We start from the raw sequence: 14,454 nt of genomic DNA on the forward strand, positions 1-14,454 counted from the left end.
CCTGTATCCTGCAAGTTTGAGAGGGATGCATTATTATTAGTCGGCAGGCAGTTTGCAATAAACAATATTTTTAAATCGATCATTGAGGAGGCGCTATGGGCGGCTTTGGCTTGTTTGTAACGGTGCTGTTTGTGTTTGCGATACTGATGGTGTTCATGAGTGTCAAGTCGGTGCCGCAAGGCATGGAATATACCGTCGAGCGTTTCGGGAAATACACCAACACCCTGACCCCGGGTCTGAATATCATCGTGCCGATCATCGACCGCATCGGCCGGAAATTGAACATGATGGAACAGGTGCTGGACGTGCCGTCGCAAGAGGTGATTACGAAGGACAATGCGATGGTCAAGGTCGATGGCGTGGTGTTTTATCAGGTGATGGATGCGGCCAAGGCGGCTTATGAAGTCAATTACCTGGACATGGCGACCATCAATCTGGTGATGACCAATATTCGTACCGTGATGGGCTCTATGGACCTGGACGAACTCTTGTCAAGGCGGGATGAAATCAATGCCAGGTTGCTGAGCGTGGTCGACGAAGCCACCTCGCCCTGGGGCATCAAAGTGACCCGCATCGAGATCAAGGACATTTCCCCACCCAAAGATTTGGTCGATTCGATGGCGCGGCAGATGAAAGCCGAGCGGGAAAAACGCGCGCAAATTCTGGAAGCCGAAGGCTTGCGGCAGGCGGAAATTCTGAAAGCCGAAGGCTCCAAACAAAGTGCGATCCTGGAAGCGGAAGGCCGCAAAGAGGCCGCTTTCCGCGAGGCGGAAGCCCGCGAACGGATGGCCGAAGCCGAAGCTAAAGCCACGCAGATGGTTTCCGAAGCGATAGCGAAGGGTGATGTACAGGCCATCAATTACTTTGTCGCGCAAAAATACATCGAATCCATCAAGGAAATTGCCACGGCCGATAACAGCAAACTGATCCTGATGCCGTTGGAGGCTTCCAGCGTAATCGGGGCCTTGGGCGGCATCGGTGAATTGGCCAAGGAAGCCTTGCATAAAAAGGCATGATGCATGAGTGAATTTGCAATCGAATTTTGGTACTGGTGGGTGCTGGCGGTCGGCTTTTTGGCCATCGAGTTGCTGGCGCCCGGTTTTTTCTTTTTGTGGCTGTCGGTATCGGCGTTTGTAGTCGGCTCGATATTGCTGATGATTCCGTCTGCCTCGCTTGAAGTGCAATTGCTGTTGTTTTCGATACTGGCCGTGACGTCGATCCTGGTTTGGCGCCGTTTCGTCAGCGCCAAGTCGCAAGAAAGCGACCATCCGTTGTTGAACCAGCGCGGCGCCCAATACATCGGTCGCACCTTCAATCTGGTGACGCCGATAGAAAATGGTCAAGGCCGGATCAAGGTCGATGACACCCTGTGGAAAGTCCAGGGCCAGGACTGCCCCCTGGGCAGCAAGGTCAAAGTGGTCGGGGTGAAGGGAACGATTTTTGACGTGGAATTGTGTGACTGATTATGCGGCTGTTACTGGTAGAAGACGATGCCATTCTGGGGGATGGCTTGAAGGCTGGCTTGACGCTGGAGGGTTATGCCGTGGATTGGCTGACCGATGGGGCTCAGGCCGATGAAGCCTTGAAGTTGAATCATTATGATTTGGTCGTACTGGATTTGAATCTGCCGCGCCTGGACGGCATGAGTGTGTTGAAAAATCTGCGCAAGCGCAAGGACAATACGCCGGTATTGGTATTGACGGCGCGCGACGGCGTGTCCGAGCGCGTGGCCGGCCTGGATGGCGGGGCGGACGATTTTGTCTGCAAGCCCTTCGATCTGACCGAGGTCTGCGCGCGTCTCAGGGCCTTGGCGCGCCGGCACGAAGGACAGGGTTCGCCGTTGCTGGAGCATAAGGGGGTGACCTTAGATCCTGCCGCGCATCAGGTGTTCTATCAAGGTGCGGCGGTGGATTTGTCGCAAAAGGAATACGAGATTTTGAATTATCTGATGACCCACATCGGGCACGTCACATCGCGTGCTCGTTTGGAAGAGGCTTTGTATGCCTGGGGTTCCGAAGTCGAGAGCAATGCGGTCGAGGTGCATATTCATCATTTGCGTAAAAAACTCGATCCTGGTTTGATCCGCACCATCCGTGGAGTGGGTTACATCATAGATCAAGCCTGAGCCTTGAAGCACAGGTTTCGACCGCGCTCGCTGAAAAGGCAGCTTTTGTTTTCGTTGCTGTCATCCCTGCTGCTGGTATGGGGGATGACGGTCTATGTCAGTTATCAGAAAACGCGTGAGGAAATCACGCAATTATTCAATGCCGATTTGGCGCAATCGGCCAGAGTGGTGCATGCCTTCGTCGAAAACCTGTTGCAGCAGCGCCGCTTGACCAAGCTATGGAATCAGGACAAATCCCCCGATTTGTTTCAGATGCCGATACTCGGGCAAAAATACGAACGCAAGATAGCTTTCCAACTGCGCTCGGTCAAAGAAGGCGTGGTATTGCGCTCGGAAAGCGCGCCGGAGTTTGCGTTGTCCTTGACCCGCAACGGTTATAGCGAGACTTTGCTGAATAAAGAGCTCTGGCATGTGTTCAGCATCAGCACCGAAAATGGCGAATATGTGATTCATGCCGGCCAGCGCGACGACATGCGCCGCGAATTGGTGACGGATCTGGCCAATCAACAAATCTTGCACATGTTGCTGGTTTTTCCGGTGTTGGGATTGGTGATCTGGTTCATCGTCAGCCGCACCTTGCGTCCGGTGAATCAGCTGAAGGAGCAATTGGCCGCGCGCGAGGTGGGCCATTTGCAGCCGTTGCCGTTGGAACGTTTGCCGGAAGAAGTGGTGCCGATGGTCGAACAGATCAACGCCTTGTTTGCCTTGCTGGAACAGGCTTTTACCAACGAACGCAATTTTACCTCGGATGCTTCGCATGAGCTCAAAACACCGCTGGCCGGTTTGATGACGCAGTTGCAAGTAGCGCAAAAAACCAGCGATGAGGCGATGCGCAGGCAGGCCCTGCAAAAATGCCAACAAGCCGTTTTGCGCATGACGCATATGGTGCAGCAGCTATTGACCTTGTCCAGAGTTCAATACCAAAATTTTCAGCTGAGCAAGCAGCGAATGGATATCAATCAAGTCTTGATTGACGCAATTGCCGATATCGAATTTTCCGCGCATGAAAAGCGGATCGACCTCGAACTAAACGGAAAAGACGGTATCGCGATTGAAGCCAACCCGCAATTATTGACGATATTGTTGCGGAATTTGCTGGATAACGCCGTCAAATATACCCCGCGAGGGGGCAAGGTCAGCGTTGGCTTCTGGCGCGAGCGGCAAGACGTCTGTGTCGCTGTCGAGGACAGTGGGCCCGGTGTCGCCGATGAGGATTATGCACGCATCGGCCAACGGTTTTACCGCTGTGTCGAAACCGCTCAAACCGCCGAGGGCAGTGGTTTGGGGTTATCGATTGTGCAGCGCATCATGAACCTGCATGAGGCGGATATTGTTTTTTCAAAGTCCGAGCTCGGTGGATTGAAAGCCCAGTTACGTTTTCACGCGCCACAACCGGCATGAGACGAAGCGTATGTGTAAAGCAATAACCATTTCAGTGCTGCTTTTCCTGGGGGCGATGGTGCATTCGATTCCGGTTGCCGCGCATGCGATTCTGGTTAACTCGCAACCCGGCAAAGGCGAAGAACTGACCGAATCGCCCAAGCAAATCGATCTATGGTTCAACGAGCCGGTGAGAAGCGAATACAAGGCCGTGGCGGTGATCGATGGCAGCGGAAGGCGGGTCGATAATCGCGATGTCGAGCAAAATCCAGCCGATGGTTCTCATGTCCACGTCACGGTGCCCAAGCTTGAACCGGGTAATTACATGGTGCGTTATCGAGTGGTTTCCCAGGATGCTCAAATTTTTACCGGGAAATTCGAGTTCATCCTGAAAGCGCCTTGATCGATGAGAGTAGTGGAAAGTCAATGCTGCATAGGGGAAGGTTCAGGGTGAAGCATATTCGGGCAAAGTTCTTTTACTGGTTATTGTTATGCCTGCTGTTGCGGTCGAATGCGGTGTTCGCGCATCAGCCGGGTCTTGGTTCGCTCGACGTTACCTTCGCAAGCGGGTTAATGCTGGTTCAAGCGACCTTTGCCTTGCAGGACGTTGAGGCCCTCGTGCCGATGGATAGCGATCTCGATGCCGAAGTCAGCGAAGTCGAGCGGGAATCGGCCAAACCCGCCATCGCCGACTGGTTGTCCAAACAATTGCTCATCAATGTGGATGGCCAGAATCGGGTTCCGGCGACGGCCGGAAGCGTGACTTACGACGAGCGCAATAACGTTCATGTCGAGTTCCGCTATGAAGCCGTTCCGCGTCGGCTGCTGCTGATGCAAGCCACGTTTCTGTCGTCATTGCCGGAGGGGCATAGACAATTCGTCAAAATCCAAGACGCCAATGGCGACACGGTCCTGGAGCAGGTGTTGACTCGGGCCAGTGACCTGGTTCGACTCGAACTGGCGGCTTCGCATGGCGGGCATGAGCGCAAGCTGTCTTCTTGGCAAGAGGTCTCTGGCGACTTTTTTCGGCTGGGCATCGAGCACATCGTCACCGGTTACGATCATTTGCTGTTTTTGTTCGCGTTGCTGGCGGTCACTCACGGTTTCTGGCCGGCGCTCAAGATCATCACCGCTTTTACCCTGGCGCATTCATGTACCTTGGCTTTGGCCGCGCTCGGTTGGGTTTCGCTGCCGGCCAGTTTCGTCGAGCCCTTCATCGCCGCGACCATCGTTTATGTGGCCGTCGAAAACTTGATCCGCGGCGACCGCGCCGGAGGTCGGTATTGGTTGACGTTTGGGTTCGGGTTGATTCACGGTTTTGGTTTTGCCGGTGCGTTGGGGGAAATGGATATATCCAGCGGCGATAGCGGAATATTGTTACCACTGCTGGCGTTTAATCTGGGGATTGAAACCGGACAAATCGCCGTTGCGGCTATCGTGTTGCCAATGATCTGGCGCTTGCATGGCAAGCCTGGGTTCTCCGAGAAGTTTCTGAAAGGCTGCTCGGCAATGATTTGTTTGGTGGGTTCCTACTGGTTTTTGGCGCGCACCGTTTTTTGACCGATCAATGGGCTTGGCTGCGCGCGGGGGCCGCGTATGAGGTAATAAATATGTTTCATAAAGGTGCTACAATCGAAACATGGACCTTCCGGGCTGTGGTGGCGCCGAAAGGCAGGACTTGAACTCGCATTAATAGCCTCAATTGGGAGATGAACAATGAAAGGTAAAAAATTAGTTTTATCCGTGGTCGCTGCCGTGTCATCGCTTATACCATTGACGGTCGCCGCGCATCCGCTGGTCGGTGATTCAATAGGTTTCATGTCGGGACTGGTTCATCCGCTGTTCGGCGCGGATCATGCATTAGCCATGTTGGCCGTGGGTTTGTGGCTGGCCCGGCAGAGCAGGCGAGCGGTTCGCTATATGCCGGTGGCTTTCGCGGTTTTGATGGTGTTGGGTGGTAGCGTGGCGTCCGGTTCCTTGCCCTATGCAGAACACGTCGCAGCTTTTTTGTTGATGATGCTGGGTTTGATGGTCGTTTCGGCGTTTAACGTCAACGGGACATTGGGCGGCTTGTTGATTAGCGGGTTTGCGGTTTTTCACGGTTACGCGCATGGTGCCGACATGTTGTTGGATACCGAAGCCCATGCTTATAGCGCCGGTTTTGTCGTGGCAACCCTGGGTTTGTTGTTTGCCGGTATCGGTTTGGGGGGCTTGTTTCGCCGTTGGGGGCAGGAGAAACTGTACCGCTGGGCCGGCGGCATGTCGGCGCTGGCTGGCGTTTGGGTGGCCTTGCAATTTTGACCTCCGGCAGGCTTGCTCAAAAAGGGGCGAAGACTTCGCCCCTTTTTTATGCCCAAAGTCCGGCGGATTTAAAAATTTACGTTGACGTTGGTCAGCCAGACGTGGTTGATCAAATCCGGGGTGCCGAAATTGTTCACGTACTGCAACTGATAACCCGTATCGATATTGAGTTGCGGGGTCAACTTGTAGCCAACGCCCACATAGGTGCGGTTTTGATTGATCCCGGCTTGCACCGAATGTTCCATGCGGCTGTCGTTCAGCGAATTGAAATACACGAACAACTCGTCGATACCGATCAAATAAGCTTTGCTGTCTGGTAGCGTATAGACGAAACGGAATCGATGCCGCATGCGGTGGCCGGCATCGCTTTCATGGGCAAAAAATCGTTGTTCCAGGCGGAATCGGTATTGAAAGTTCAGTTGCGGCGTCCAGTTATCGATCCACTGCAGTTGCTGCATGAAATCATTAGTGGCCAATTCAAAATCGGTCTGATCGTTATATTCGCCTTGCCAGGTATAGCCGAGCCAAAGCTGCAGTTTCTGTGTGACCTTGTATCCCACCAGCGGCCGGACGATGACCTGGCTGAAATCGTTGTTATCGTTTTTGGTGCGAGGCGCCAGTTCCAGAAATGCTAGATAGGGGCTGCCGCCAAAGTCGGTCTGATAGGTGTTGCTTAGCCACATGCCCCAATCATCCTTGACAGGGCCAGCCTGACTTGGGCTGGTGCTAACGGACAATCCGGCCAATAGTGGCAAGGCTATAAGATTTTTTCGCATGATTGACTTAACGTTGAGTTGCGGATTTGAGAATGAATAGGGACTCGGCGGCGAAGCATGCCGATGCCAATCCGGGCGCTATGGATGCGAGCGCGAGCAAGCTTAGCGTAATTTTGGCCAAATACTCGCAGATTTTTGTCGTTCTTCCAATAGCTTCGTCACTGTTGCCGGCGGCTATGGCTTTAGGCGACAGGTTTTCGCCATAGGATTGGGATGATGCTGGTCTCTAGGGGTGTTATCAAAAATTGACGGTGATGGTGCCGCGGATCATGCGGGGTTCGACGGGGTGCTGCAAAATGCCTTCGTCGGACGAAATTCCTGGGTAGCTGTAAGCGTAGGCGTAAGCGATATCGTTGCTTTCGGAACCCAGGATATTGAAAATATCGATTTCGAGCTTGTATTGTTTTTGTTTGAGGCCGGCGCCCAGATTAACGATATTGGTATCGCCTGACCAAAAATTACCGGCCTCATCCAATGGCATATGACCAAAATGCCGGAAGCGCAGGGTGCCGAATAGGCCGTTGGGCGCCATGAACGTTGCGCCGGTACTGATGACGCGGCCGACCGAGTTGGGCACATGGCTCTTGTCATCGGCATATTCGGCGGTTGTCAATGCGTAGTCCGCATCCAGCGTCAACCAGTCTGTCGGTTGGTAGTAGTTGGTAAATTCAAAACCGTAGCGATTGGATTTGCGATTGGCCTCGGTGGTGCCTTCATCGCCGACGAACACCAATTCCTGGCTGGATTGCAGCCACCATACGGTAAAAGTGCTGTTCAAGCCGGGAATGAGGTTGTTGCGCAAACCTGCTTCGCCGCCGCGCGACCAGGCGGCCGGCGTGATGCGGGCCGTCGAGAGGCCGTTGTCATCTACGGCCGGGCTGCCATCCACCGGGTTTACGCGCAAGGTTGTGCCGCGGGCGTCATTGGAGTGATAGCCATAGCCGCCATTAACGAAAAACTCGGTATCGTACCAAGGCCCCAGCACCAGGCCTGCTTTGGGGCTTAACATCACTTTGCCGCGATTGCCTGAATTGGCGGCGTTCACGCCGGCATCGCCGCTGCCGGTGCTGCGCACTCTGACGTCATTGTTGATAAAGTCGGCGCGACCGCCGATGATGCTGCGAACCTTGTCGTGCCAATGGGTCTGGTTTTTCAGGTAGGCGCCAACGGTGGTGACGCCGACATCGCTATTGCTGATCGGTCTAAGGGTTTGTCGGTTCCGGGTTTCATAAAGCCCAAGACCCATGATCTGGTCATGGCGAAATTGCAAGCCGATGCTGTTGTCCATCGCGAAACCGAATATTTTTTGATAACGGATATGTTCGGCATGGGTCCCCGTTTGCACGCGGCGCTCGGTTTGCAAAATCTGGTCTCCTTCCTCGCCCCGCGTGAATCCGCTAAAGTTGGAGTACAGATTCAGGTCGCTATACAGCGCGTAGATGTTGGCGGTGTTCTTCCAATGGCTTCCCTGTTGCCAGACATTGCTCGACAGGCTGTAGCGGTTGCTCGTGCCGCCGTCCGACGGGGCCATCGAACCATATAAGCCGATCGCGCCGCTAGCGATGGCTGCCTGAGGTATCTGGTTGGTGGCGACCCAGCTGTTGGTATAAGCCTTGCCGTCGATAGATAGCCCCCAGTCCTGCCGGTCCAGGCTGTATTTCAGCAAGCCGTTGAAGCGTTTGCTATCTTCCGGTACGTCCCACACGCCATCGTAGAGATTGAATTCGCCCGCATAAAGCAGGTCGCCGCCGCCAAGCGGGTTTGAATGGGCAAGCAAGCCACGGTAATAGTCGTATTGACCAGCGCTAAATTTGGCGATGCCACCTGCTTTCAAACGGCTCATCGTGGTCATTTTGGCGTGGCCGGCCGCCGCAAAATCGCCGACCTCCGCATAATAAGGCCCTTTGCCGTATTCGATTTTTTCCACCAACTCAGGGATGATGCTGCTCAGGTCCATGTAACCCTGGCCATGCGCGTGAGTGGGCATGTTCATCGGGATGCCGTCGACGAAGGTCGTAAAGTCGGTGCCGTGGTCCAGATTGAAGCCGCGCAAGAAATATTGATTGGCCTTGCCGGAGCCGCTGTGCTGGGTAGCTATGGCGCCAGGAATGACTTCTATCAGTTCGCCATTGCGCGAAAGCGGGCGGTATTCGAATTGCGCCTGACTGATTTCGCCTTGAGATGCCGAATCAGCGGCGCCAAGCAGATTCTTGCCGCGTCCATCCGCGACCTCGACGGGCGCCAATTCTTCTAGTTCAGAATTTATCGAGCGCGCGTGCGCAGGGGGAATGTTCAGTATTAAAGCAATGTATATGCCAACTAAAGGGTTTGTTGTTTTGTCCTGGCGGTGCATATCATCCCCAAGCGGCTGCGTAAAAGAATGGCGCAACACCAAGGCAGGCCAGGCGTCGGCGTATGATGATTTTAAAATACATCATACATGGGCGGCAGGTTCTTGCGCAAGGCGCCCGGGACGCGTCTTGGGGAGGAGGGGGCTTCAGGTCAAGGGATGAAAATGAGTGTGTAAATCTGTCGCTGCGAGGTTTGCGGGGACCCAATTAACCGCGCTGTGGCGAACGCCCGATTCGGCTGAAATTCGCTCAACAAAGCCACGAACGGCTTGGGTTTCTCCTCTCAAAAACAGCGACTCGAGACATTCATGGTGGTCTAGGTGAACATGCGTCGAACAGACCACGAGGTCGTGAGCATCGTGCTGAAGCTGGGTTAGGCGTTCTGCCAGCCTGCGCTCATGATGGTTGTAAACGTAGGAAAAGCTGGCGACACAATGAGTGGCCTGGTCGCTGGTCAGTCGCTCTGACTCGATTTCCTTGCGTAGCAAATCACGCACGGCTTCGGATCGATTGACATAGCCGCGCGCTTGAATCCAGGCGTCAAAGTTTGCGGCAAGTTCATCGCTGAGAGAAATGGTAAAGCGTTCCATGGTCGGCTTGACTCGTTTATCGGTTCAAAGCCCTGGATTATAACGTGAACTTCGCTCGTCTCCGGTCGAATGACTGCGTAGGAAAAAGGCGGTTTAGGCGGGCAGGGAAGACTGGATTCGCCTGCGCCAGTTGATAGGGTATTGGCGTAAGCATGGATATGGGCAGGTTGTGCGTGGCCAATATCCATGCGGCAATCGGTGATGAGGGTTAGAGATCGGGTAGACCGGTCAGGCCTTCGATGGACCAGTTGTTAATGTCCGAGGCGCCGGCAAGGTCATCGCCGTTGGAGTATTGAATGCGGCAGACATAGTGATGAACCGCGTTGGGAGCGTCTTTGCTGGATAGCTCTACTTCGGCATTGATGATGTATTCATAATTGCCAATGCTCCATGCATTTGTCGGTTGGCTGGGAAAAGAGATCGTGGTGTCGGAATCCAGCTTGCTGTTGATGTAGCTGTTGCACTGAGTAAACGCAAGGGCAGTCATGTCGTTCGAAATCGGCATGGGATTGGCTTCGTCTTTGCTTTCAACTAAAAACAAGTCAGATGCGGCAATCTCGAGCAATATCGGCTGAACGACCTTGCTTTGCAATGAATATAACAGAATGAGGCCGACGGCCAACAGGATTAGTTTCTTTGGTTTCATGACTCGGTTCGGTGGATGTGATGGCAAAAAAATATGCTAACTCTTCGAGAATTCTAGCAAAAAAATTATTGGCTGCGTTAAGCGATTAACGAGCGGAAATGGCGGGTCGAAAGAAGATTTGGAAAAATCTCAATATTGTCTTGACAAGGAATCTTGTGGTGGTAGACTCCCTCGCACTCTCAGGGAGGTGGGTGGATCATCCGAAATCGGGTGATTCGGTATAACAGGAAAAAACAAAGAACTCCCGGCTTATCCGGGGATTTTTAAATCTTTTAGGAGGTAGAAATGGCTGCTACAACTGAATCAGTTAAGGCTGATGCTGCGGAAGCACCGCTTTTAAACAAAAGAAACCTGACACTAGGCGTTTTGCTGTATCTGGTTTTCTATTCTTTCATTCGTTGGTACGAAGGCGTCTACGGCTGGTCAGCTGGTCTGGACTCATTTGCTCCAGAGTTTGAAACATACTGGATGAACATGCTGTACATCGAGATCGTAGCCGAAGTTGTCCTGTTCGCAGGTATCAACGGTTACATCTGGAAAACCCGTGATCGCAAAGTAATGTCAATCACTCCACGTGAAGAACTGCGTCGTCATTTCACACACTGGACATGGTTGGTTTGCTACGGTTGGGCAATCTACTGGGGTGCTTCTTACTTCACCGAGCAAGACGGTACTTGGCATCAAACCATCGTTCGTGATACTGACTTTACTCCAAGTCACATCATCGAATTTTACCTGTCATACCCAATTTACATCATCACTGGCACAGCTTCTTTCATGTACGCTAAAACCAGACTGCCTACCTATCAAGAAGGTCTGCATTTGATGTATTTGGTTGTTGTTATTGGTCCGTTCATGATTCTGCCAAACGTTGGTTTGAACGAATGGGGTCACACATTCTGGTTTATGGAAGAGTTGTTCGTTGCTCCATTGCACTACGGTTTCGTATTCTTTGGTTGGGCTGCTCTGGGTATTCTGGGTGTGTTGAATACCGAAGTTATGGCAATTGCCAAATTGCTGAAAAAAGACCTGGCTTAATCGCTTAAGTCTAAAAGTAAAATACTATCTCCTTTCTTGCCCCGTCTAGGCGGGGCAAGATAAAGGGAAAGTAACAAAAAATATAATTTTAATTCTTTAGGAGGTAAGCTAATGAGCGCATCTCAATCAGCTGTACGTTCTCGTGCGGAAGCGGTACAAGTTTCCCGTACGTTTGACTGGATGATTCTTTTTACACTGTTCACAGCGGTTCTGGGCGGTTATCACATTCACTATATGTTGACTGGTGGTGACTGGGACTTCTGGACTGACTGGAAAGATAGGCGTCTATGGGTAACCGTAGCTCCTATCGTTTCTATTACTTTCCCTGCGGCTGTTCAAGCTTGCTTATGGTGGAGATACCGTTTGCCTGTGGGTGCAACCTTGTCGGTTATTGCCCTGATGGTCGGTGAATGGATCAACAGATATTTGAATTTCTGGGGTTGGACATACTTCCCAGTGAATTTTGTATTCCCATCAAACTTGCTGCCAGGCGCTATCGTTCTGGACGTAATCCTGATGTTGGGTAACAGCATGACCCTGACCGCTGTTGTTGGTGGTTTGGCTTATGGTTTGTTGTTCTACCCAGGCAACTGGCCAATCATTGCTCCTCTGCACGTTCCTGTTGAATACAACGGCATGATGATGACTCTGGCTGACTTGCAAGGTTACCACTATGTTCGTACCGGTACACCTGAGTACATCCGTATGGTAGAGAAAGGTACATTGAGAACTTTCGGTAAAGACGTTGCTCCTGTATCAGCGTTCTTCTCCGGCTTCGTTTCTATCATCATTTACTTCTTGTGGCACTTCTTCGGCCGTTGGTTCTCAAAAACCGACTTCATCGCCGACGATGCTTCTTAATTGAAGATTTGAGAAAAATGACGGCTGGCATGACTTGCAGTAGATTGCCAGAAGATCTTAATTACAAATTCTCTAGTAATAGAGGAGGAAATATGAAAATAATTAAAGACAGAGTTGCAAAACTGTCCTTTGTCGCACTGCTGATCACTATGACAGCAGCGATGTTCTACGCTCCAACAGCATCTGCTCACGGTGAAAAGTCTCAAGCGGCTTTCATGCGTATGCGTACCATTCACTGGTTTGACTTGAACTGGTCAGCCGATGAAGTTGCTGTAAACGATACCATGACAATTTCCGGTAAATTCCACGTTTTCGCTGGATGGCCTGAAACTGTTGATAAACCAGAAGTTTCTTTCTTGAACATCGGTATTCCTGGTCCTGTATTTATCCGTGCAGGTTCTTGGATCGGTGGTCAATTGGTTCCTCGTTCTGTATCTTTGGAACTGGGCGAAACTTACGAGTTTAAAGTACTGTTGAAAGCACGTCGCCCAGGCGACTGGCACGTTCACACCATGATGAACGTTCAAGGCGGTGGTCCTATCATTGGACCAGGTAAATGGGTAACCATTACTGGTAAAATGAGCGATTTCGTTAACCCAGTTACTACTCTGACTGGCCAAACGATCGACCTCGAAGACTACGCGCTGGACAACGTTTACTTCTGGCACGCAGTATGGTTTGCCATTGCCCTTGCTTGGGTGATTTTCTGGATCAAACGTCCAATCTTTGTTCCACGTCACATCGCTGTTAGCACTGGTAAAGCAGACTCTTTGATCTCTGCTGGCGACAAAAAAGTTGGCATGATCTTCGGTGTTGGTACTCTGGTTATCGTTGCTGCTTCCATGGGCGCAACCAACGAAAAATACCCCGTAACCACTCCTCTGCAAGCTGGTTTGTTGCGTGGTATGAAGCCTTATCAAATGCCGGAAGCTACTGTTTCTGTCAAAGTTGATGACGCTACCTACCGTGTGCCAGGTCGTGCTATGCAAATGACTCTGACCATCACCAACAATGGTGACTCAGCTGTTCGTTTGGGTGAGTTCAACACTGCTGGCGTTCGTTTCTTGGACTCTTCTGTTCATGAAGACGAAACCGGTTATCCAGATGACTTGTTGGCTGAAGATGGTTTGTCTGTTAGCGACAACAGCCCGATTGCTCCAGGTGAGACTCGTACTGTTGAAGTTACAGCTTCTGACGCTGCTTGGGAAGTATATCGTCTGGCTGACTTGATCTATGACCCAGACAGCCGCTTCGCAGGTCTGATGTTCTTCTGGGACGAAAACGGCAACCGTCAAATGACTATGGTTGACGCTCCTCTGATCCCAACTTTCATCTAATGAAAGAATTCTAGGATAACATCTTAGAATAGGAGGGAAGCCTCCGCTGCCTTCGGGGAGCGGGGGCTTTTTTTTAGCCTTGAGATATTGAAGATAAATCAATGAACTCATCGTTGTTAATGACCTAGTCAAAGATAAATCAAGTCGCGGCATGTTTCCGCAAAAACGATGGGCTTGACTGAACGAACTGGAAGCGAAGCTATTCAGGTAGTAGATACTGACGTAAAGGTTCTTTCAGATGGGGAGAAGGCCGGCACGAAGTGATGAAGTTTGGGGATGCTCCAACGAAAAGGAACTAGTGGGTTTTTACGAAACAGCCAAGATGAAAAGGGTTTTGGAAAAGTTCACCCCGCCAACAAAATCCTGACTGCGAGAAGAACGGCTTTGACAACCAATGTACATAGCGACGAGAATTAAACCATTTCGAACGAAATCAACCCAAAGTGCGCCAAAAATGAAAAAAGTTTTATTAGTGATATTAGCCATATTTGTTGCCGGATGTGCGGAGAAAGGAGAATACGAACAAGCCGTAGCCAAGCAAGTGGCTAACGATAAAGATGTGCAAGACTACAAAATCGATCCTGAAATAATGGTCAAGTGTATAGTCGAGACATCGTCAAAAAAAATGCCGGGTTTCATCGCATTTGATCCAGAACGGCGGAAAGCTTATCAAAACTATGCCATGATGTTGAATTTATACGATGCTAAAGACCCAAAGCAAACGCTGGACGAGTTGCGGGAGACGTTTGGTTCAGCCAAGGACTTGGCGGACGCTCATCGAAACTATGCGGAGAGCATGGTCGATTGCGTCTCGGGTTTGGTCACCAGTGAAGAAGAGCAAATGCACAAATAGGACGTCGATCCTGGAAAAGCGTTAATCACCAAAATTTCAAACAGTTAGGAATGAACCTAAAAATATCAGTAGTTCACGAAAAGCACGAAAGAAATCATTGTGCTATGAACACTTATCGATTTGCCTGTTCTGTGCAGATCTTTAGGATGAAAACTGTTTGCCACTTTTCGTGATTTTCGTGTGTTTCGTGGACCCA

Annotated in this window: 15 protein-coding genes; 11 read left to right on the forward strand and 4 right to left on the reverse strand. The window is 51.3% G+C overall.

Features of this window, described 5'->3' with window-relative positions; translation table 11 throughout:
- The first annotated feature begins 95 nt into the window (after nucleotides 1–95).
- The 7 genes from NM686_RS01705 to NM686_RS01735 all read left to right on the forward strand — a co-directional run bounded on the left by NM686_RS01705 (nucleotide 96) and on the right by NM686_RS01735 (nucleotide 5,806).
- A complete protein-coding gene (locus NM686_RS01705) occupies nucleotides 96–1,016 on the forward strand; it encodes an SPFH domain-containing protein (protein ID WP_255190222.1) in 921 nt (306 codons plus the stop codon).
- A 3-nt stretch (nucleotides 1,017–1,019) separates the two neighbouring features.
- On the forward strand, nucleotides 1,020–1,463 hold the full coding sequence (locus NM686_RS01710; RefSeq protein WP_255190223.1) for an NfeD family protein: 444 nt from the start codon (nucleotides 1,020–1,022) through the stop codon (nucleotides 1,461–1,463).
- A 2-nt stretch (nucleotides 1,464–1,465) separates the two neighbouring features.
- Nucleotides 1,466–2,125 (forward strand): response regulator, encoded by a 660-nt coding sequence (locus tag NM686_RS01715; protein ID WP_255190224.1) that lies wholly within the window; start codon nucleotides 1,466–1,468, stop codon nucleotides 2,123–2,125.
- Between the two features lie 3 nt (nucleotides 2,126–2,128).
- Entirely contained in the window at nucleotides 2,129–3,526 is a 1,398-nt protein-coding gene (locus NM686_RS01720) for an ATP-binding protein (RefSeq protein WP_255190225.1), read from the forward strand.
- Nucleotides 3,527–3,536: 10 nt separating this feature from the next.
- The gene (locus NM686_RS01725; RefSeq protein ID WP_255190226.1) at nucleotides 3,537–3,908 is read left to right on the forward strand and encodes a copper resistance CopC family protein; all 372 of its coding nucleotides are present in this window, start codon (nucleotides 3,537–3,539) and stop codon (nucleotides 3,906–3,908) included.
- A 170-nt stretch (nucleotides 3,909–4,078) separates the two neighbouring features.
- Nucleotides 4,079–5,065, forward strand: coding sequence for a HupE/UreJ family protein (locus NM686_RS01730; RefSeq protein WP_255190227.1), 987 nt, complete (start codon nucleotides 4,079–4,081; stop codon nucleotides 5,063–5,065).
- Between the two features lie 156 nt (nucleotides 5,066–5,221).
- Nucleotides 5,222–5,806, forward strand: coding sequence for a HupE/UreJ family protein (locus NM686_RS01735; RefSeq protein ID WP_255190228.1), 585 nt, complete (start codon nucleotides 5,222–5,224; stop codon nucleotides 5,804–5,806).
- Nucleotides 5,807–5,874: 68 nt separating this feature from the next.
- Here the strand turns inward: NM686_RS01735 and NM686_RS01740 are convergent, their stop codons facing one another.
- The 4 genes from NM686_RS01740 to NM686_RS01755 all read right to left on the reverse strand — a co-directional run bounded on the left by NM686_RS01740 (nucleotide 5,875) and on the right by NM686_RS01755 (nucleotide 10,169).
- On the reverse strand, nucleotides 5,875–6,582 hold the full coding sequence (locus NM686_RS01740; RefSeq protein WP_255190229.1) for a DUF2490 domain-containing protein: 708 nt from the start codon (nucleotides 6,580–6,582) through the stop codon (nucleotides 5,875–5,877).
- A 238-nt stretch (nucleotides 6,583–6,820) separates the two neighbouring features.
- On the reverse strand, nucleotides 6,821–8,827 hold the full coding sequence (locus NM686_RS01745; RefSeq protein WP_255190230.1) for a TonB-dependent receptor: 2,007 nt from the start codon (nucleotides 8,825–8,827) through the stop codon (nucleotides 6,821–6,823).
- 252 nt (nucleotides 8,828–9,079) lie between these two features.
- Nucleotides 9,080–9,523, reverse strand: coding sequence for a nickel-responsive transcriptional regulator NikR (gene nikR, locus NM686_RS01750; RefSeq protein WP_255190231.1), 444 nt, complete (start codon nucleotides 9,521–9,523; stop codon nucleotides 9,080–9,082).
- 208 nt (nucleotides 9,524–9,731) lie between these two features.
- Nucleotides 9,732–10,169 carry a hypothetical protein gene (locus tag NM686_RS01755; RefSeq protein WP_255190232.1) on the reverse strand — a complete coding sequence of 146 codons (438 nt, stop codon included), beginning with the start codon at nucleotides 10,167–10,169 and terminating at the stop codon, nucleotides 9,732–9,734.
- 285 nt (nucleotides 10,170–10,454) lie between these two features.
- On the opposite strand from NM686_RS01755, the gene amoC reads away from it, so the two are divergent.
- From amoC to NM686_RS01775, 4 genes are all read left to right on the forward strand, one after another.
- Nucleotides 10,455–11,207 (forward strand): bacterial ammonia monooxygenase, subunit AmoC, encoded by a 753-nt coding sequence (gene amoC / locus NM686_RS01760; RefSeq protein ID WP_255190233.1) that lies wholly within the window; start codon nucleotides 10,455–10,457, stop codon nucleotides 11,205–11,207.
- Nucleotides 11,208–11,318: 111 nt separating this feature from the next.
- Nucleotides 11,319–12,068: a bacterial ammonia monooxygenase, subunit AmoA gene (gene amoA / locus NM686_RS01765; RefSeq protein WP_255190234.1), complete on the forward strand. Its 750-nt coding sequence runs from the start codon at nucleotides 11,319–11,321 to the stop codon at nucleotides 12,066–12,068.
- Nucleotides 12,069–12,160: 92 nt separating this feature from the next.
- Entirely contained in the window at nucleotides 12,161–13,405 is a 1,245-nt protein-coding gene (amoB, locus tag NM686_RS01770) for a bacterial ammonia monooxygenase, subunit AmoB (RefSeq protein ID WP_255190235.1), read from the forward strand.
- A gap of 454 nt (nucleotides 13,406–13,859) precedes the next feature.
- On the forward strand, nucleotides 13,860–14,258 hold the full coding sequence (locus NM686_RS01775) for a hypothetical protein (protein ID WP_255190236.1): 399 nt from the start codon (nucleotides 13,860–13,862) through the stop codon (nucleotides 14,256–14,258).
- Nucleotides 14,259–14,454 lie beyond the last annotated feature (196 nt).

Origin of the sequence: Methylomonas rapida (assembly GCF_024360925.2) — a bacterium.
GTDB lineage: Bacteria > Pseudomonadota > Gammaproteobacteria > Methylococcales > Methylomonadaceae > Methylomonas > Methylomonas rapida.